Annotated in this window: 16 protein-coding genes and 2 pseudogenes; 10 read left to right on the top strand and 8 right to left on the bottom strand. The window is 69.4% G+C overall.

The features are described 5' to 3' along the window. The first annotated feature begins 270 nt into the window (after positions 1-270). The 6 genes and pseudogenes from EV386_RS07235 to EV386_RS07210 all read left to right on the top strand — a co-directional run bounded on the left by EV386_RS07235 (position 271) and on the right by EV386_RS07210 (position 7,811). On the top strand, positions 271-852 hold the full coding sequence (locus EV386_RS07235) for a hypothetical protein (protein ID WP_130413655.1): 582 nt from the start codon (positions 271-273) through the stop codon (positions 850-852). 48 nt (positions 853-900) lie between these two features. After that, a complete protein-coding gene (gene istA, locus EV386_RS07230; protein ID WP_130412865.1) occupies positions 901-2,196 on the top strand; it encodes an IS21 family transposase in 1,296 nt (431 codons plus the stop codon). Beyond that, positions 2,193-2,963, top strand: coding sequence for an IS21-like element helper ATPase IstB (gene istB, locus EV386_RS07225; protein WP_130411616.1), 771 nt, complete (start codon positions 2,193-2,195; stop codon positions 2,961-2,963). Before istA ends, istB begins: the two co-directional genes overlap by 4 nt. Before the next feature lie 74 nt (positions 2,964-3,037). Continuing rightward, positions 3,038-3,985: pseudogene (locus EV386_RS07220) on the top strand (IS1634 family transposase); the annotation flags it as partial. 300 nt (positions 3,986-4,285) lie between these two features. Further along, entirely contained in the window at positions 4,286-7,504 is a 3,219-nt protein-coding gene (locus EV386_RS07215) for an HsdM family class I SAM-dependent methyltransferase (protein WP_165399871.1), read from the top strand. 49 nt (positions 7,505-7,553) lie between these two features. Beyond that, positions 7,554-7,811 carry a transposase gene (locus tag EV386_RS07210; protein WP_130413649.1) on the top strand — a complete coding sequence of 86 codons (258 nt, stop codon included), beginning with the start codon at positions 7,554-7,556 and terminating at the stop codon, positions 7,809-7,811. Positions 7,812-7,940: 129 nt separating this feature from the next. Here the strand turns inward: EV386_RS07210 and EV386_RS07205 are convergent, their stop codons facing one another. Together EV386_RS07205 and EV386_RS07200 are read right to left on the bottom strand one after the other, a co-directional pair. Continuing rightward, positions 7,941-8,204 (bottom strand): hypothetical protein, encoded by a 264-nt coding sequence (locus EV386_RS07205; protein ID WP_130413647.1) that lies wholly within the window; start codon positions 8,202-8,204, stop codon positions 7,941-7,943. Next, positions 8,201-9,538, bottom strand: coding sequence for an integrase core domain-containing protein (locus EV386_RS07200; protein WP_242608068.1), 1,338 nt, complete (start codon positions 9,536-9,538; stop codon positions 8,201-8,203). Before EV386_RS07200 ends, EV386_RS07205 begins: the two co-directional genes overlap by 4 nt. Before the next feature lie 174 nt (positions 9,539-9,712). Here EV386_RS07200 and EV386_RS07195 point away from each other — a divergent pair, with 174 nt between their 5' ends. Continuing rightward, positions 9,713-11,074 carry an ISL3 family transposase gene (locus tag EV386_RS07195; RefSeq protein ID WP_242607870.1) on the top strand — a complete coding sequence of 454 codons (1,362 nt, stop codon included), beginning with the start codon at positions 9,713-9,715 and terminating at the stop codon, positions 11,072-11,074. Here EV386_RS07195 and EV386_RS07190 read toward each other — a convergent pair. After that, positions 11,019-11,582 (bottom strand): annotated as a pseudogene (locus tag EV386_RS07190) (transposase); the annotation flags it as partial. The gene EV386_RS07195 and the pseudogene EV386_RS07190 overlap by 56 nt on opposite strands. Before the next feature lie 53 nt (positions 11,583-11,635). Here EV386_RS07190 and EV386_RS18970 point away from each other — a divergent pair. The 3 genes from EV386_RS18970 (at position 11,636) to EV386_RS07175 (ending at position 12,873) form a co-directional block, all read left to right on the top strand. Next, a complete protein-coding gene (locus EV386_RS18970) occupies positions 11,636-11,830 on the top strand; it encodes a hypothetical protein (RefSeq protein WP_423218963.1) in 195 nt (64 codons plus the stop codon). Between the two features lie 83 nt (positions 11,831-11,913). Then, entirely contained in the window at positions 11,914-12,348 is a 435-nt protein-coding gene (locus tag EV386_RS07180) for a hypothetical protein (protein WP_242607869.1), read from the top strand. A 27-nt stretch (positions 12,349-12,375) separates the two neighbouring features. Next, positions 12,376-12,873, top strand: a complete 498-nt coding sequence (locus EV386_RS07175) for an aminoacyl-tRNA deacylase (RefSeq protein WP_130413641.1) — start codon at positions 12,376-12,378, stop codon at positions 12,871-12,873. Between the two features lie 8 nt (positions 12,874-12,881). Here EV386_RS07175 and EV386_RS07170 read toward each other — a convergent pair whose 3' ends face one another. The 5 genes from EV386_RS07170 to EV386_RS07150 all read right to left on the bottom strand — a co-directional run bounded on the left by EV386_RS07170 (position 12,882) and on the right by EV386_RS07150 (position 19,426). Continuing rightward, positions 12,882-13,799: an LLM class flavin-dependent oxidoreductase gene (locus EV386_RS07170; RefSeq protein WP_165399870.1), complete on the bottom strand. Its 918-nt coding sequence runs from the start codon at positions 13,797-13,799 to the stop codon at positions 12,882-12,884. A gap of 45 nt (positions 13,800-13,844) precedes the next feature. Next, on the bottom strand, positions 13,845-14,528 hold the full coding sequence (locus EV386_RS07165) for a BMP family ABC transporter substrate-binding protein (protein ID WP_130413637.1): 684 nt from the start codon (positions 14,526-14,528) through the stop codon (positions 13,845-13,847). Further along, positions 14,525-15,574, bottom strand: a complete 1,050-nt coding sequence (locus EV386_RS07160; RefSeq protein WP_165399869.1) for a WxL protein peptidoglycan domain-containing protein — start codon at positions 15,572-15,574, stop codon at positions 14,525-14,527. The genes EV386_RS07165 and EV386_RS07160 overlap by 4 nt, the downstream gene beginning before the upstream one ends. An 82-nt stretch (positions 15,575-15,656) precedes the next feature. Further along, on the bottom strand, positions 15,657-18,083 hold the full coding sequence (locus tag EV386_RS07155) for a purple acid phosphatase family protein (protein ID WP_207216487.1): 2,427 nt from the start codon (positions 18,081-18,083) through the stop codon (positions 15,657-15,659). Positions 18,084-18,205: 122 nt separating this feature from the next. Continuing rightward, positions 18,206-19,426, bottom strand: coding sequence for a HupE/UreJ family protein (locus EV386_RS07150; protein ID WP_130413633.1), 1,221 nt, complete (start codon positions 19,424-19,426; stop codon positions 18,206-18,208). Between the last annotated feature and the right edge of the window lie 5 nt (positions 19,427-19,431).

Below are 19,431 nucleotides of genomic sequence, written 5' to 3'. Positions count from 1 at the left end.
GAGCGACCCGCGACTTCCTGACCTGGGGTGATGCGGGGTGTGAGCCGCTGAAGGGGGCACCACGGCTGCGCCTTAGGCTGGTCGGATGGCCGTCCCACGGGTTCTGAAGCGTGCGGATAGCACACGGCAGGTTGGGCTCGTCGAGTCCAGTCCTGGGACCCGACTTGCGACACGCGGCGGGGCTTCGAGCTGCTGACGGCGCGTGACCTGGGGTGATGCGTAGCGTGGTCGCCCGAGGGGGACACCACGGCGGCGCTCTAGGCTGACGGGATGGCGTCCGCGCGGGTTCTGAAGCGTGCGAATGGCACGCGTCAGGTCCAGATCGTGTGGGGCAAGGTCGGCGGGAAGCGGAAGGTCGAGTACGTCGGCTCGGGCCGCACCGACGAGGACGTCCAGTTGTTGCTTGTCGAGGCTCGTGAGCGCATCAACGCAGGCCAGGGTGTCCTTGAGCTTGGTCTTGACGGTCCTCGGCGCGCTGGCGAGCCGCTCGAGGAGGTCGCCTCGCAGATGGCGGCCCTGTGGGACGCCCTCAACGCCGGGTTCCGGGCGCTGGGGTTCGACGAGGCGGCCGGCGATGACGTGTTCCGTGATCTCGTCCTTGCCAGGATCGTCGAGCCGACGTCGAAGCAGGCGGCGATCGAGCGGGTGCTGCCCGAGGTCGGGGTGCCGCACGCGTCGTATCGGACGATGCAGCGCCGACTTCGCCTGTACTCGGCTGAGGGGTTCCGCGATTCCCTCTCCGCGGCGTGCGCGCGTGCCGCGAGGCTAGGACCTGCGAGCTTACTACTTTTCGACGTGACGAACTTATGGTTTGAAACCGACAAAGAGGTGTTGACGACGCCTGAAAACTGACCCTGTGGCGACGGATGAATCTTGACCCCTTTGGCTGAGTCTGGAGGGATGATCTCGATGGAGGACTGGGCGGAGATCCGCCGGTTGCACAGGTCTGAGGGCGTGCCGATCAAGGCGATCGCGCGGAGGCTGGGTGTCGCGCGGAACACGGTGCGGGCGGCGTTGGCGGCGAGCGATCCGCCGCGGTACTCGCGGCCGGCGAAGGGTTCGCTGGTCGACGAGGTCGAGCCGCTGGTGCGTGAGCAGTTGCGGCTGGACCCGACGATGCCGGCGACGGTGATCGCCAAGCGGATCGGGTGGACGCGCTCGTTGACGATCCTCAAGGACAGGATCCGCGACATCCGTCCGGAGTATCGCGGGATCGATCCGGCCGACCGGGTCGTGCACGAGCCCGGAGACACGGTGCAGTGCGACCTGTGGTTCCCCGAGCCGCGGATCGCGGTGGGGCATGGGCAGGCGATGATGTTGCCGGTCCTGGTGATGGTCGCGACGTACTCGCGGTACATGTGCGCGGTCATGGTGCCCTCGCGGCGCAGCGGGGACCTGACCGCGGCGATGTGGCAGCTGCTGGGGCAGATGAACGCGGTCCCGCACCGGTTGTGGTGGGACAGGGAGTCAGCGATCGCCACCACGCGCGGGGTGCCGACGCAGTCGATGCGCGCGTTCGTCGGTTCGCTGGGCGCCCGTGCGGTGATCGCTCCGGCCGCGGACCCGGAGTTCAAGGGCGGCGTCGAGCGCCACAACCGGTACCTGGAGTCGTCGTTCTTGCCGGGGCGCCGGTTCGCGGGACCGGGCGACTTCAACACCCAGCTCGGCGGGTGGCTGGCGCAGGACGCCAACCAGCGCGTCGTGCGGGCGCTCGGCGCCCGGCCCGCGGAGGTCTTCGATCGGGAACGGCCCCTGATGCTGCCGCTGCCGCCGGTGGCCCCGACGACGGGCTGGCATCACCGGGTGCGCCTGGGCCGGGACTACTACGTGCGCCTGGACTCCAACGACTACTCCGTCGACCCGTCCGTCATCGGGCGGATGGTCGAGGTGCACGCGGACCTGACGAGGGTATGGGTCACGTGCGAGGACCGGCAGGTGGCCTCCCATGCCCGCTGCTGGGCCGACCACGCCACGATCACCGATCCCGCGCATGTGGCCACCGCGGCGGTCCTGCGCAAGCAGTACCAGCAGACCATCGACGCCCGCGCCGAGCAGGCTCGACTGGCCGGCGCCAGGACGCACGCGGACGGCACGATCGTGCCGCTGCGCGCCTTGTCTGACTACGACACCCTGTTCGGCGTCGACCCCGCCATCGGCCACGCGGCCGCCGAGGACGGGCAGGGGGTGGCCGGATGAACGCCGAGCAGACGACGTCCCGGATCGCCTACCAGGCCCGGGCTCTCAAGACGCCGACGATCGGGCGGGTGTTCGCCGAGCTCGGCGATCGGGCCCGCGCCGAGGGCTGGTCCCACGAGGAGTACCTCGCCGCGGTCCTGGACCGCCAACTCGCCGACCGGGAAGCCGCCGGGATCGTCACCCGCATGGGCCAGGCGCACCTCCCTGCGCTGAAGACGCTCGAGGACTTCAACACCACCCACCAGCCCGGGCTTCGCCGCGATCAACTCGCGCACCTGGCCTCGTGCGCGTTCGTGCCGAAGGCCGAGAACGTGATCCTGCTCGGCCCGCCCGGGACCGGCAAGACCCACCTAGCGATCGCGCTGGGCATCAAGACGATCCACGCCGGGAACCTCGCCCTGTTCAACACCGCGACCGGATGGCTCGACCGCCTCGCCACAGCGCACGCCGCCGGCCTCCTGGACGCCGAGCTGCGACGCCTGCGCCGCTACAAGGTCTTGATCATCGACGAGGTCGGCTACATCCCGTTCGACCATGACGCCGCGAACCTCTTCTTCCAGCTCGTCGCAGCACGCTACGAACAAGGCTCGCTGATCATCACCTCGAACCTGCCCTTCGGGCGCTGGGGTGAGGTCTTCGGCGACGAGGTCGTCGCCGCCGCGATGATCGACCGCCTCGTGCACCACGCCGAGGTCGTCACCCTGACCGGCGACTCCTACCGCACCCGAGCGCGCCGCGAACTACTCACCACAAAAACCGACAAGTAGGACACAACCACCACCGGAGGGGTCAACTTTCAGACGACGATAAGGGGTCAGTCTTGGGCCGTCGTTGACAAGAGGACGAGTTCCGGGTCCCAGGCTTCAGCAAGGAGCGGCGGGTGGAGCCACTCATTCAGATCGGGCTGCTCGCTGACGCGTCCGGGCTGCCGCTGATGGTCACGGCGTGGGAGGGCAACACCGCCGAGACGAAGACGATGATCCCGACGCTCAAGGCGTTCCTGGCCGCGCACCGCCTGCACGACGTGGTGGTCGTCGCGGACGCGGGCATGATCTCGGAGGCGAACTGGAAGGCGATCGAGGCCGAGGGGTTCTCCTTCGTCCTCGGGGCGAAGATGCCGCACCTGCCCTACGTCATCGAGAAGTGGCGCGCCGACCACCCGGACACCGAGTACGAGGACGGGCAGGTGTGGGTCGCAAAGGAGCCGGTGGGCACGGGGAAGAAGAACCTGGCCGACCACGTCACCTACTACCAGTTCAAACGCGGGCGGGCGGCGCGGACGTTGCGCGGGATCGACGCGCAGGTCGCCAAGGCGCAGGTGCAGGTCGACGGGCACGCCGCTGTGAAGCGGAACCGGTTCATCAAGCTCGACGGCGCGACGAAGTCGATCAACCGGGACCTGGAGGCCAAGGCCAGGTCACTGGCCGGGTTCAAGGCCTACCTGAGCAACATCCCCGACGCCACCCCGGAGCAGGTGATCGGCGCCTACCAGCGGCTCTACAAGATCGAGAAGACGTTCCGAATGGCGAAGTCCGACCTCGCCGTGCGCCCCGTCTATCACCGACTGCGTGAGTCGATCGAGGCTCACCTGACCATCGCATTCGCGGCGATGGCCGTGTCCCACTGGATCGAGACCACGACCGGGTGGTCGATCAAGAAGTTCGTGACGACTGCCCGCCGCTACCGCACCACCTGGGCCAAGATTGGCACCCAGACCGTGCCGATCAGGAAGCCCCTGCCCGACGACCTGCGCGAAGCCCTCGACAAGATCAGTCAGGCCGCCCGCTGAGGGGACACCACATTGGCCCAAGTCAGGTCGGATGGCCGTCCCACGGGTTCTGAAGCGTGCGGATAGCACACGGCAGGTTGGGCTCGTCGAGTCCAGTCCTGGGATCATCTGGCGCCGCCACCCGGCGAACGCGGATCCACCGCCCCTGACCGAGCCAGGCGCGCACCTCGCGCCACCGTAGGTGTCGGTCCCGCGATCACCCTGACATGTATCCTAAGGTTGGTCGGCAACCAAGTCAGTTCCAGCAGGGGGTTCCAGTCAATGGCGAAGCGTCTCTCCACCGGCCGCAACGAGGTGGGCATGCTCTCCGACATCCGAGAGATCGCCGAAAAGGTTGGCGCCGAGATCCTAGGTTTCGACATCGAGTGGGCTGTCGAGACGACCGCCAAGAGAATCGGCAAGCGCCCCGACGTCGAGGTACGCCGCGCAACGGGCAGTCGAGAACTGCTGATCTCCGGCGAGGCCAAACGTCCGGAGACGCCGCAGGGCGTCCATCCTTACGTCCCGGGAGAGGTGACGGGAGCGATTGCAAAGGCGAAGGCTCTTGGGGTTCGCTACGCCTTCACAACCAACTTCCTTTCCGCCGCAATGTTCGACTCTCGTGCCTACAACACCGACGCGAGTTATCTCGAAGCAATGGTCGGCGATGAAATTAAGGTCATCGAAGAGAAGGAGACAGGCGTTGCCGACTGGTGGTCGGTGCTCACCCCTGAGCGTCGAACGGCGCTCGTGCGGCCCGGACTCGAGGACTTCTTCCGCCAGTTGCGCGCGCTCCTCCTGCAAGACAAGACTGTCCCGAAGGCGGGCAAGGACGAGGTCTATTTCGCAATCTTCAAGGCTTCGGCGGATGCGTTGCTCGCGGAAGCGCTCCCGTCGGTTCTCAATGCGATCTCGACGCTGACACTTCCTGCCGAAGTCTCCGCGGCGGCAGGGCAACGCGGCTTCGACATGGCTAAGTCCGACGTCGTGCGCCACTTCGTCGCGCAGGCGATCGGCGAGGTGCTCACCTCGGGGCTCTTCTACGAGACGGTTCGGCCTACGTTCTCGCTGAAAGCGATCCTATCCGGCACGACGCCGGCTACGTCCGATCACATGCGCCAGGTACTGCTCAGGAACCTCGCCGAGGCAACGAGGGTTACGGGCGATTACGAGACGATCTTTGGGCTCTCCGCGGGCGCGCAGTACTTGCTTGGCATCGAGAGTCAGACGCTCCGCTGGCTGTGGCTCGAGTTGTTCGCGGCACTCGACGGAGTCCGGTTCGACGAGGTCAACTCGGAGATCATCGGCGTCATCTTCGAGCGGTTGATCTCGTCCGACCAGCGACAAGAGATGGGTCAGCACTACACGCAATCCCGTCTTGCCCGAGCGATGACCGCTTGGGCGGTGCAGGGGCCCGACGACCGGGTTGTGGACTTCTGTGCGGGCGGCGGCACCTTCCTCGTCGAGGCCTACTCGAAGTTGCGCGAGTCGAAGTCGCATGAGGCCGTCCTCGAGCAAGTCTTTGGGAACGACCTCGACTCGTTCGCCGTGCACCTCGCGACGGTCAACCTCGCGACGCGTGACGTCTATAAGGGTCACAACTTCCCCGCAGTGTCCAACCAAGACGGTCTAGCGATCCGCCCCGGCGACGCCGCAGTCGACGTGACACCATTCGTCGGCACTCCTTACCAGATCAATTACCCCGATGGTTTCGAGGTTGTGCTCGGCAACCCGCCCTACGACGAGAAGTCGGACCGGCCCGGCGTGTACCGAAACGATCTCGCCCAGATCGCCGGTAACGGCGGCCTCGCCATGCTTCCGCAGGGCATGCCGGACAATGTCAACCTCGCGGCCTGGTTCGTTCTTCTAGCGGCAGCGTGGCTTAAGCCTGGTGGCCGGATTGCCCTCGTGCTCCCCGCCGCGATCCTTCAGAACGAGAAGCACGCGACGCTCATGAGCTGGATGCGCTCAAAGTTCGACGTCTCGGTCTGGCACACCGAGTCAGACGTGTGGTTCTCTGATGCACGGGTCGCGCCAATAGCGCTATTCCTCAAAGAGCGGGATGATCAGAATGGCTCGTATGGTCGGTTCGAGTTCGTAAACGTGCTCGCTCCGGTCAGCGGAGATATTGAGGTCCTCAACGGCTTCCCGCGACCCGTTGAGGCCCACGATACTCGCGATCTCAGTGCGATTGAGCCGTCCGAGGATGCCCTCATTGCGGGCACGCGACCTGCTGAATTAACTGCGTTTGAGGCGGCGCCAAACGTCATTCGCCTCGGCGCGGTGTCAGGAGTCTCGATTTATCGTGGTAACAAGCTCGGTCACGCATTCTTCCGACTGAAAGACCGGGACCCCAAGAACTCAGGGGTGCTTCGCTCTCTCGTTGGATTCGACATCCAGGCCACCTTCCACAAGAAGTACCTCAAGCCGCTCTTCCGTTCACCGAAGGACGAGGCTACGGGGCAGTTCGATCCCTCGTATGTCAACTGGTGGATCCTCGCCGCGCCTGCCAAGCTGCCGGGCGGCGGTGGGTTGGAGTCATACGTCCGCGCAGTGAAACGCGCTGGTGCCGCTGACAAACCAAGCGTGAAGGCCAAGGGCGTGAGTTGGTGGTCGGTCGACTGGAAACTCTCGCGGATCGCCGTCGGCGCGCACCCATACTTCCAGCCCCAGGTCTGGTGGAGCGACGAGGAGTTTGTCGCCACTGACAATTTCCAGGCGATCACGCTCCCGAACAGCGTTGCAACTACTGATCAGGAGCTCGTCGCGGCCAGCCTCGCGAGCGTGTACGGCAATCTCGCCGCGTTGTACCGCAGCAACGAGGTCGGCTGCGAAGGCGCTCGCTGGGTCTCGACGAACAACCTCGGCGAGTGGCGCGTCCTTGACTGGTCAAAGGTTCCGGTCAGCGAGAAGAAGTCCGTTCTGGAAGCCTACCGCGAGTTCCGGAAACTCAAGTTCTCCAAGGTGTATGAGATGACTGCAGCGGCGAAGGCATCCTGGCGGACACTCAGCGTCGCTGTTGCACGAGCAGCCGGTCTCGCTAACCCTGACGCCCGTGCCGAGGAGGCCCTCAAGAGGGCGCATGCCACCACGTTCCGTCGCCGGGAGCGCGAGGTCGTGGCGACGAGCGGCCGCACTCGAGCCGGCTCCTCGGGTGGCGGCAAGCTAATGCGCGATATCAAGGCTTACACCGAGAGTGGCTACAGCGAGGCTGTGGCCGCGCTCACAGATGGCGATGAGACGCTCCGCCTCAAGGTGCAAGCTATCGAGCAGACCCTCTTCGACCTCAGCAACGAGGCGAACAAGCGACGTGTCTGCAACGCTCTAGTCGCACACGTCGGCGAGGGGTTCGATGCGGCCCCCATATGGGATGACCGCACGGTCGATGCCGTCGGGTCCCTCTACGACGATGTCCTCCGGCAGTTCATCCAGCTTACCGACGACGGCACGATCCCGATCGGCTACGAGTACGCAGCTGAACTCATCCGCGGCCAAGTAACGAAGGCCCTCGCCAGCGCAGTGAAGAAGCGCCTGTCCTAACCTCGATCTTTCATCGGTCTGCCGTGCGGCGTGATGGCGGTGCCGGCACGTGCTGTGCAAACTGGCCAAGCGACAGCAGCACCTCACCACGGAGGCCTCGGACCTGACCATGCAGATCGGTGAGGTGGTCCGTTGTGCCGCGCCCCAACTGCTCGCGTCGTTCGGGGTCGGCGTAGACACCGCCGCCGAGATCCTCGTCGTGGCCCGCGACAACCCCGAGCGCATCAAGTCCGAGGCCGCACTCGGGAAACTCGCCGGCATCGCGCCCGTCTCGATGGCCCGACTTACGACAAGGCGCGGGGCGTGAGTGGTTGGCGGGCGTGTGACCTGGGGTGATGCGGCTCTTCGCGGTTGAGGGTGTAGCGCCGACGTCGTTGTGATGTCTCAGGACATCGTGCACGGAAATGTCTCAGGACTTCGTGGACACAGGCATGTCTCAGGACTTCGTGGTCATTCGGTTCTCCGTCGGGCCGTGCCAGCCGCGCGGCCGGGTCGGCTTGTCGTAGCTCGCGATCGGCGTGCTGGTCGGGTCGGTGATGGTGACCGTCGTGGCGTCCCAGGTGATCGTGACGTGCTGACCGGCACGCTTGTAGCCGGCGTAGAACTTGCTGCCGAGGACGCCGACGTAGCCGCCTTTCGAGACGGTGCGCAGCGCCGTTCCGGTGACTCCGGCTGAGGGGTTCTGGCTGGTCGTCTTCATCGGGGTGCCACCGCGGGCGGTGCGCGGTAGTACATGCCGGTGGTCACGGGGCGCGGGTAGGTGACGAGGTGCTCGCCGTCGTGGGTGAAGATCTCCACGTTGTTCTCGTCCCAGATGGCGTGGACTGGCTGTCCGGCCCTGCTGGTCGCGACGTAGAACAAGCAGCTGAGGACCTTGACCTGTCCGTTCTGCTTGACGTTCAACGTCACGTTGCCCGTCGCGGCGTGCAGTGCGAGCGGCGTCCTGGTCCGCCTCGAGGCCGGCGGGGCCGCAGCCTCGTCAGCGGCCGTGGCGGTGGTCGCGCCGGTCGCGGGCGTGGCCGGGGTTACTGGTGTGAGGGTTCGCAGGGACGGCGGGATCTGTGGCATGCGCGGCTCGGGTGTCGGTTCTGGTGCTGGGGCGGTGGCGGCCCACGCCTCGGCCGGAGTCTTCCCGTCGAGGGCTTGGTGGACGCGCTCGTGGTTGTAGTACTGGTCGAACTGGTCAACTGACGCTTGCAGGTCGGCGATCGTCTTGGCAGGTGGGCGGGCGTTGAGCCACTTTTGCAGGGTCTGGTGGAAGCGTTCGTTCTTGCCCTGGGTCGTGGGCTTGTCCGGCTTCCCGGTGATCGGCTTGACCCCGAGATCGATCAGGTAGTCGACGAGCTTGCCGGTGAACCCGCGCCGGGTGGGGTTGAACGCCAGCCCGTTGTCCGAGAGTAGGCGTTGCGGGACGCCCCAGCGGCGGATCGCGGCCGCGACGGCCTGCACGGCGGCCTTCGCCGTCTCCCCGTCCGCGACGAGGGTTCCCACAGCCATGCGGGAGTGGTCGTCGATGACCTGGTGGATCGCGACCGTGGTGCCGTCGGCGAGGGACCAGGTGAACGCGTCGATCTGCCAGCAGCAGTTCGGGGCCGGGTAGACGAACCTGCGGTTCGCTGCCCGTGGCCGCTTGCGCGGCTCAGGCTTCGAGAGCCCGGCGGCAGCGAACGCGCGAGCCAGCGTGGCGCGTGACGGCGGGTTCAGGCCCTGCCGGGTCATCCGGGCGTGGACCGACAACGGGCCGGCGTCCAGGCCCTGCTCGACGAGCCAGGCGCGCACCGCGATCGCGTGCTCGATCACCGACTCCTCGGTGCGGGACGGGCTCGCGTGCGGTCGCCGTGAGCCCGGCTCTGTCGCCCCGACCGGCCCTACCTCAGGGGCCAACCGCCGGATCTTGTAGAACACCGACCGGCTGATCTCGTGCCGCTCGCAGAAGCGCGACACGGCTCCCCGCTCGGCGTCCTCGGGCCAGTTCGCGATCGCCCACCGAACGTCTGCGGGCACGTGGTTGAAGTCCATGCCCGAGACGAACACGCAGGCCAAGTGCCCACGATGTCCTGAGACCGACTGTGCACGATGTCATGAGACAGAACCGTCCACGATGTCCTGAGACTTCACATAGCGCCGACGTCGTCGTCGGTGTCGGGGTAGGGGTCGAGGTCCCCCGATGATGGAGGTTCCTACGCCGTCCATCCGGAAGACCCCGACGTGCCTGACGCTACCTTCTACTCTCCTGACCTGACGACGTTCTGCTGCCTGGACGAGCTCGGCCTCGTGGTGACCGGGCAACGCCTCGAGCCCGACCGGGCGGTGCTGAAGCGCCGCATCGAGCCCACAGCGGGTGACGAGTTCTGCCGCCGGTGCGGTGCCCAGGGCTCGGCACGGGACACGGTCACGCGCCGGCTGGCGCACCCGCCGGTGGGCTGGCGCCCGACCACGCTGCTGGTCCGCATCCGCCGCTACGCCTGCGCCGTGTGCAAGCGGGTGTGGCGGCAGGACACCAGCCGGGCCGCCGAGCCGCGGGCCAAGGTGTCCCGTGGCGGGCTGCGGTGGGCACTGGAAGGCCTGGTGGTCCAGCACCTGACCGTCGCCCGCATCGCAGAGTCGCTGGCGGTGTCCTGGACGACCGCGAACGACGCCGTGCTGGCTGAGAGGCACCGGGTCCTGATCGACGACCCGCGCCGCTTCGACGACGTCGCCGTCATTGGTGTCGATGAGCACGTGTGGCGGCACACCCGGCGCGGGGACAAGTACGTCACGGTGATCATCGACCTGACCCCGGTGCGCGACGGGACCGGCCCGGCACGGCTGCTCGACATGGTCGAAGGCCGCTCCAAGCCCGTGTTCAAGGCGTGGCTCGAAGCTCGCCCCGAGGACTGGAAGAACGGGATCGAGATCGTGGCGATGGACGGTTTCACCGGGTTCAAGACCGCTGCCGAGGAGGCCCTGGGCGAACAGGTCGCCACCGTGATGGACCCCGTCCACGTGGTGCGCCTGGCCGGGGACGCGCTGGACGAGGTCCGTCGCCGGGTCCAGCAAGAGCTGCACGGACGCCGAGGCCGCAACGACGATCCGCTCTACAAGGCCAGACGCACCCTGCACTCCGGCGCCGACCTGCTCACCGACAAGCAGAAGACCCGGATCGAGGCACTGTTCGCGATCGAGGAGCACGTGCCCGTCGAGGCCACCTGGGGCATCTACCAGCGCATGGTCGCCGCCTACCGGTGCGAAGACCGCGCCGCCGGAAAAGCCAAGATGGCCGCGGTCATCGCCTCGGTCTCCAGCAGCGTGCCCGCCGGGCTGAAGGAGCTGACCTCGCTCGGACGAACGCTGAAGAAGCGGGCAGCGGACGTGCTGGCCTACTTCGACCGCCCCGGCTCCAGCAACGGCCCGACAGAGGCGATCAACGGCCGGCTCGAGCACCTGCGCGGCTCCGCCCTCGGCTTCCGCAACCTTGGTGAGTTGACAACTATAGGAGCGTCAACACGGTCGCCCAGCATTCTTCACAGGCGCCCGGGTCGAGGGGCCGGTTCTGCCATTCGGCCATGCCGTCGAGGATTTTGTCCGTGATCGTGAAGATCGTCGTCTTCGACACCTCGGAGCCGTAGACGTCGGCGAGGTGCGCGCTGATGTCTCCGTGCGTCATCCCTCGGGCGGATAGTGAGAGCACGATGTCCTCGATTGTGCCCAGCCGCCGCTGAAGCTTCTTGACCACCGCCGGCTCGAATGTGCCCGCCCGGTCTCTTGGGACCTCGATCTGCACCGGGCCGCCCTTGGTCAGCACCGTCTTGGCACGGATGCCGTTGCGGGCGTTGCCGTCCGCCGAGGCGCCCTTCTCGTGCGTCTCGTTCCCCAAGTGAGCGGTGATCTCACCCTCGAGCGCGGACTCCAGGACCAGCTTCGTCAGCTGCGCCAGCAGCCCGTTCTCCCCGTTGATGCCCATCCCGTTGGCCTGTGCTTCCCTGACAAGTGCGGCGATCATCGTTTTGTCCAGCTGCGGCGCCACCGGTGTCGTCGTCATCGGGTCCAGTTCCTCTGCTGCGGTCGCGTCAGCGACCGCCTCAACCTGCGTGCTCATTCCATGTACCTCCAGGTCAGGAGATACACCGAAGACCGACAGACCCAACCGAAATGCCACTGTGGCCGTCCGAGATCGGACCCTCCTGCGGGTCGGCGCGGTCGCCGCGGCGCTGCACCTGCGCGACCATCCTGGAGGTCGGCCCGTGGGGCCTGCGGCAGACCGCGTGGGAGGACCTGGAGTTGGTGGGGCATTGGCGGTCGTTCCTCGACTCACCGCGGCGATACCTGCGCCACCTGCTCGACTGACCCACGTCGGCCGCGCGCCGGGTCCGGGAGCGGCGCGGGCGCCCACGCGGCGCCGAGGGCCGTGGCTGTGCCAGGATCGCGGGGTGAGTCTGCGTGCGCGTCGTCCCGTGATCGTCGCCGAGGTGGGTGACGGCTTCGTCGCGACCGAGGCTCCGGCGCTCCAGGTGCCGATCCGTGAGGCCTTCGCGCCCGCGGAGGGCAAGCCGTCGCCCATCCCCGCCGAGTTGGCGCTCGAAGAGGGCGCGGGCGGTCGCGTCGCCGTGCTGTGGCGCAACCGATATGTCGGGTTCGTCCCCGCCGCGCACCGTGACGCGCTCGCCGCGCAGATTGCGGCCGCGGGGAGGGCCACGGTCCGCGCCGACGGCTACGTCTACCCCGACGGCGCCCTCTGGCGGGTCTGGGTCGGCCCGCGCCCGCCGGCCGGCTTCCCCGAGGTGGCGGCGGGATACGACGAGCTGCCCGTGCCGGAGACGACGATCTTCGGGTTCAGCCTGAAGCGGCCCGGCTCCGGGGCCTGATCCACGCCCCGCGCCTACGCTGGGCAGATGCCTCAACCGTCCGACGACGCTCGCGGCCGCGCCCAGCGGGCGCTCGCGGCGTCGGGCCTCACGCACACGATCACCGAGCACGGCCCGGTCGGCTCGCTCGCCGAGGCCGCGGCGGCGCGCGGCCTGGACCCGGCGCAGATCCTCAAGACGATCGTGGTGCGTCGCGCCGAGGGCGACTTCCTGTTCGTCCTGGTGCCCGGTGGCCGCCAGATCTCCTGGCCTCGGCTGCGCCGCGTGCTGGGCGTCTCACGGCTGTCGCTGCCCGACAAGGACGTCGCCCGAGACGTGACCGGGTATGAGCGCGGAACCATCACGCCCTTCGGCTCGCTGCACGCGTGGCCCGTGGTCGCGGACGCGCGCGTGGTGGGCGCGGGCGACGTGTCGATCGGCGCAGGCGCCCATGGCGTCGCCGCGACTGTCGACGCCGACGCGTTGCTGGGCGCGCTCGGCGCCCAGGTGGCCGACGTCACGGACGCGGACCCGAGCGGAGGCTGAACGCGGGCTCAGGCGAGCCCGACGATCCGCGCGAGCGTGTCGGCGTGCTCCTCGAGCCTCGCCGTGGGGTGCAGCAAGAGGTGGGTCGCGCCGGCGTCGGCCAGGGACTCAAGGTGCTCGGCGACGTCGTCGGACGTGCCGCAGACGGCGACACGCTCGGCCATCTGCGGGTCGCCGTAGGTCGGGCCGAGCAGTGAGTCGGCCTCGGCGCGCGCGGACCGCCTGTCATCGGACACCGAGACGTACACGCGCTTGGAGATGGGGAACGCGGCGGGATCCTTACCGCACTCCTCAAGCGCGTCACGCAGCCGCGGCACGAGTGCCGTGAACGTCGCGCTGCTCGAGCTGCCCGCGCCGATCCACCCGTCAGCAAGCCGCGCCGCCCGTCGGACGGCGTCCGGATGTGTCCCACCGATCCACAAGGGAGGGACCGCCTGCGGGGCGGTGGGTGCGGCGGCGTCGACCACACCGGAGTAGAAGTCGCTGTCGAGGCTCACCCGACCACCCGCGAGCAGCGCGCGCACGAGGCGGATCTGCTCGCTGAAGCGCGTGACTCGACGCTCGGGCGGCACCTGGTAGACGTCGTCGTGCCGTCGGCCTCCAAGGCCGACGCCGAGCACCGCGCGTCCGCCGCTGAGCCGGTCGAGCGATGTGACGGCGTGCGCCACGCGCACCGGGTGGTGGGTGGGCAGCACGAGCACCGCGACCCCCAGACGCACCCGTGTGGTGAGCGCGGCGGCGTGGTTGAGGACGGCGAACGGTTCGAGCGTCCCGGACAGGCCGAGACCGCCGTCGCTGACCCACACGTCGTCGAAGCCGAGCGCCTCGGCCCGTCGGGCGACACGCCCCACGATCCCCGCGGGCTCCGCCTCGGCCATCCGGTGCGGCAGCGACAGGCCGAAGGAGACTCGGTCGGCGAGCGCCATGCCCGGATCGTCCCACATATGCCCCGCCGGGCGTCCGGCCCGCCGCTACCGCAGGTCGAGCACGATGCCCGTCAGGTCGTACAGCACCGCGGTCACCCCGACGCGCGTCGCCTCGAGCGACTGCGCCCGGGTGACGGCTGCCGGGTTTGCGTGGCCGCTGCCCAGGCCTGAGCCGCGGAATCCGGCGCCCTCCCAGACGACGGCGGTGACGTTGTCGGTGGGCTCGGGAAGCTGCGAGCCGACCAGCAGGAACTGGGTGTCAAGGTGCTGTGCCGTCAGCAGCGCGAACACGTCGACGACGCCGTCTCCGGCGCCGACGACGAGGTCGGGGTGGGCCCCGACGGCCCGGTTGACCGCGGCCTCGACCTGGTCGTCGTCCGCGGTGGGCAGGACGGTGAGCGCGACGCCGTGCTCGACGGCGAAGCCGCGCACCGCGTCGGACAGGGTGGCGCTCGCCGGGTCGTCGCCGGCGGTGATGAGCGCCATCGTGTATCCGGCGGGTGGGGTCACGTCGTCCCACGTTCCCGGGGTGGGGGTCACGGTCGCCTCGGGCGCCGGCGTCGTCGTGGCGCCGAGGAACGCGGCGGCGAACCCGGTCAGCGGGGCGCCCGTAGAGGAGGCCGACGGGCTCGGGGCGCCGGTCGGCGTCGTCCCGTCGCAGCCGGTGAGCGCGAGGACGGCGGTGACGGCGGTCGCGACGACGGCGGTCGCGCGGGCGCGCCGCCTCACGCGGTCACCCGCGTGCCGTCGGTGGCCTCGTCGCGCTCGCGCAGCGCCTGCGCCACGGCCGCGCTGACGCGCGCCGCCTCACGACGGGCGCGGGCCCGACGGCGTCCGAGGGCGACCCAGACGGCGGCGGCGAGCGCGAGGATCAGGGCGAGCAGCGCCCACGGGACGGCCACCGCCGTCGCGCTCGACTCGACGGGGGCCACCCCGGGAGTCTGACCCGCGACCGCGGGCAACTGCGCGGTGAGCACCACGTGCGCGGCCGCGCGGAAGGCGGGCGCCACGCCGTCGACGGGCACGCTGACCTGCCACGTCTCCCCGGGCAGCAGCTCAGGCACGTCGGCGGCCTGCGCATCGTGGCCGAACCAGCCGAACGGTCCGGCCACGTGGACCTGCTGGCCTGCGGCCAAGCGCACGTTGCCGGTGTTGCGCACGGTGTAGGTGAGCGTCGCGTCACCGGCCGCGAACGGATTAGGCGAGTCGTGGTAGTCGAGGTGAGCGCCGGTGACGGTGAGGCTCGGCGCCAGGTCGCCCGCCACGCGCGCGAACACGCGCACGCCGAGGCGGGTCTCGACGTCGGCGGACTGCTCGGCCTGCGTGCGCGAGGTGACGATCGCGCCCGCATAGTCGCCGGGCGTCGCGTTGTCAGGGACGGTGATCGAGAAGGGGACGTCGGCCGAGGCGCCGGGCTCGACGCGCACGCTCGCGGCGCCGGGCGTGAGCCATGCCCCGACCTCCTCCGAGGCCTCGTCGCGCGTGCGCACGTCGAGCTGCCCGGCGTCGGTCGTGTAGCCGTCGGCGGCGTACACGTCCAGGTCGAGCGGCGCGTCGCCGTGGTTGGCGACGACGAGCACGTCGTCGAGGCGTTCGCCGGGGTCGAGGGTGTAGGAGAAGTTCTCCCGGTCACCGCCCTGGTCGCCTGATCCGGTGCGCACGCCCCAGGTGGTCGAGTCGTCGGCGACGGCGGGGCCCGGCGCGGCCAGGAGCAGGCCGGTCGCGGCCAGGACGCACGCCAGGGCGGCGCGCGCGGTGCGGAGGGTGACAGGCATCAGGGGTCCTTGCGGCTCAGGTGGGGGAGGCTCGGTGGGGGGAGGCGAATGCCGCCCCCCACCGAGCCGCGGGGGTGGAGACTCAGCTCAGCGCGGTCAGCGTGAGCGTGGCCCGGTAGGTCCCGTCGGTGACGTCGACGGGGATCTTGAGGTCGAGCCCGGCGCCCAGGGTCGCCGAGCCGGTCGGGTGGCCGACGCCGGCCGCGCCGAGCACCGAGGAGGAGGCCAGGCCGTCACCGCCGCCGAACCCGGAGGCGACCGGGGCGCCCGCGGTGGCGCCGCCGCCGGCGGTCAGCACCTGCGGCGTCCAGCCGAGGTACTTGCCCGAGAACGCGCCCTTGCTGCCGGTGAAGTCGCCGACCTGCGCTGAGATGGACCACGTCGGCCCGCCACGGCGGGTGTCGGTGACGCGCACCGGGTTGAGCGTGCCGGTCGCGGCGAAGTGGTCGCCGGCCGGGGTGGCGGTGCCCAGGTCCACGAGGGGGTTGGCGCCGTCGATGGCCCACACGAGCTCGCCCGGCGCGCCCTCGGGCACGACGACCTGGAGCTTCTGGGTGTCGGGCGCGACCGGCTTGGCGATCGTGACCTGGTCGACGACCGAGTTCACCGGACGGGCGGCGTCCTTGGCCTGCGAGCGGATGGTCTTGACGCTGATCGCGTCGTCGCTCACCTCGACGGCCGTGTAGTTGCGCACGTTCTCCTGGTTGGAGGCCGACAGCCACCACGACGAGGAGTTGGACGCCGCGTAGTACTTCGAGCCCGACGCGGAGTTCGCCGTCACGTACAGCACGCCGCCTGGGCCCGGGGTCAGGATGTCGGCGCCCGCCTGCTCGTTCGGGTCGGCCTTCTCACCGTTGCGGATGAGGTAGGAGCGCGCGTAGCTGTGGTCGTGGCCCTGCAGCACCAGGTCCACGCCGAGCTCGCTGAAGAGCGTGGGCCACGTGTTGCGGCGGTCGATGACGTCGGCGTCGGTCGCGTGCGGGCCGGTCGAGTAGATCGAGTGGTGGAAGGCCACGACCTTCCACTTCGCCTCGTCCCCGTGCGCCGCGATGGTCTCGCGCACGAACCGCTCGTGCGACGCGTAGTCGCGCGAGTTGGAGTTGAGGTTGAGGAACAGCACGTCCTTGTAGACGAACCAGTAGTCGCCGCCTGAGGACGTCGACGTGCCGGGGCCGGCCGCGGCGTCGAGGTTCGGCACGTTGAAGTGCTGGTTGTAGGCCTTGTCGCCGACGTCGTGGTTGCCGTTGGTGGCCACGAACGGGATCTGGCGCAGGTAGTCGGTCGACAGGAACGAGCCGTACTCGGTCTCGTTGTTGGCGTGCTCGACCTGGTCGCCGCCCGAGAACAGCATCTCGGCGCTCGGGTAGGCGGTGGTCGCGACGTCGAGCGTGTCGATCCAGCCCTGGGTGTCCGAGGCGAGGTTGCCCGAGGAGCCCAACTGCGGGTCGCCGAAGAACAGGAAGTCGAAGCCGCCGTCGAAGGACTGCGTGCGGAACGTGGACACGCCCGACCAGGCGCCCTCGGCGCCCACGCGGTAGGAGTAGGCGGTGTTGGGCTCCAGGCCCGTGAGCGTCGCGAAGCGGTTGTACTCCCCGCTCGACGTCGCCCCACCGGTCGCCGCGACCGACACGGCGTCGGCCGGGAACCGGCCGTCCACGACCTCGCCGGCGGGCGCGATCTGCGCGACCTGCTCGGTGTCGAGGTCGGAGTACCAGGCGAGGTTGCGCTCGGCCTCGCTCGCGCCGACGCCGAGCACCAGGTCGGAGATCGTGGCGGCGCCCGGCTCGGGCTCCTCGACGACCGGGACCAGTGACTTGAGGTCGAGGTACACGTCCGAGCTGTTCTCGCGGTCGTTGTACAGCCCGACGGCGATGGTGTTGGTCCCCGCCTGCAGCACCTCGGCCGGGATGGTGAAGGTCGAGGTCACGGGGTCGCCGTTGGAGACGCCTGCGTAGGTGAGGTTGCGCTGGGCCTCGGCGGCGGCCTCGACCCGGTCGTCGAGGAGCCCTGCGACCTTGACGCCGTTGACGAAGACCTGCAGGGCGTCGTCGTAGACGACCGTGCCCGTCAGCCCCGTCAGCTCGCCGAGCTGGGCGGCGGTGAGGTTGAACGACGAGCGCAGGTGGAACGTGGGGACGTCGACCTGGGGCGACGCCGTCGGGTCGATGTACTGGTTGAGCGGCGTCGTGACGGGGAAGCCGGAGCCGAGCCCGGTCGGCTTGCCGTTCTTGGCGCCGAACGGGCTGACGCCCGTCTTCCACGCGGCGTCGTCGAAGCCGGCGCCGGTCCACACCAGGCGGTCGGCTCCGCCCGCCGCCGGGTCGGTGTTGTCGTCCGAGTAGCGCCACTGTGAGCCGGTGCCGAGGAAGCTCGCCGGCAGGTCGGCGGCGCTCGCCGACGACGCGGCGAACGCGAGGCCGGCGGCGACGAGGCTGATCAAGCCCGCGCCCGCGACGGCCGCACGGGCCCGACGCCGGCGCGGCGTCGGGGCGTGAGTGTTCGTGTGCATCAATCCTCCAGGGATGGTGGTGCCGGACGGCACCACCGTCCACCGTCTCGGCCTTCGGTGAACGTTCGTTGACAGAAGCATGAGCATGGGCTGAACAGCGCTTGCACGCTCGGTGGGTCTGGTCAGCCGACGCCGATGCGCTGGACGAACCAGATGACGCCCATGACTGCGACGCCCGCGGCGACGACGGCGCCCACCCAGCGGCCGGTGCGCGGCGCCCGCCTCCGCAGCAGCGTCAGCAGCGGGAACACCACGGCGATGATCGACAGCTGGACCACCTCGATGCCCACGTTGAACACCAGCAGCGACCACAGCAGCGTCCAGGAGAAGGCCTCGTCGATGCCGAGCGCCCCGGCGAACCCCAGGCCGTGGATGAGCCCGAACGCGAACACCACGGCGAGTCGGAGCCAGTCGGCACGGTCGAGCTCCAGCCGGGCCGCAAGCGAGGCGCTCGTGGGGCGGTGGACGGCGCCGCGCCCGAGCGCGTCGCCTCGCCGCCGCAGGGCCCACAGGTGCCAGAGCGCGACGATGGCGATCGACGCCGCGATGACCGGCTCGACCAGCGCGGCAGGGGCGTCGACCAGGCCCAGCGCGGCCAGCAGGAATGTCACGGAGTGCGCGAGCGTGAAGCTCGTGGCGGCCAGGACGACGTCGCGCAGGCGCCGCGAGCCGACGATGAGCGCGAGCAGGAACAGGATGTGGTCGATGCCCGTCAGCAGGTGCTCGGCCCCCAGGACGAAGAACTCGCCCATGCGGTCGTACCAGGGCTGCCCGGACTCGAAGGTGGGGTGCTGGCCCGTGAGCGCGGCGCTGCCCGCCGCCCCAGCCAGGTCGTAGTCGAGGATGGTCGTCGTCCCGGTCACATAGCCCTCGTCGTCGCCGAACAGGGTGCTGGTGATCTCGGTGTGCCGCGGGCCGTCGCCGTCGGACGGGGCGCATGTGTGGTCCAGCGTCAGCAGGGCGTAGGGGACGCCGTCACGCTCGGTGACGCCGAACGCCCCCACCTGGGACGCGACGCACCGCTCACCGTCGACGCTCACGCGGTAGCGCGCCTCGACGTATCGCAGGACGGACGCGGCGTGGTCGGCGAGGGCGGTGGGCTCCTCGCCCGTCTGCCACACCGCCATGCCGTCGTCGAACAGCGCCGGGTCCTGCGCGTGCTCGGCGACCGAGACGACCAGCAGGTCGTACTCCAGGCCGAGCTGCGTGCGCACCGTGCCGTCCGACGGCGTGGTGACGTCGGCGTAGACGGTCGAGGAGAAGCCGTGCGCTGCGGCGGGGGCGGCGAACAGGGGGATCGCGGCGACCGCGGCGAGCGCCGCGGTGAGCAGGTGTCGTCTCACGTGGC

This window comes from Xylanimonas ulmi (assembly GCF_004216535.1).
GTDB lineage: Bacteria > Actinomycetota > Actinomycetes > Actinomycetales > Cellulomonadaceae > Xylanimonas > Xylanimonas ulmi.
This window is presented reverse-complemented; position numbering and strand designations above follow the sequence as displayed.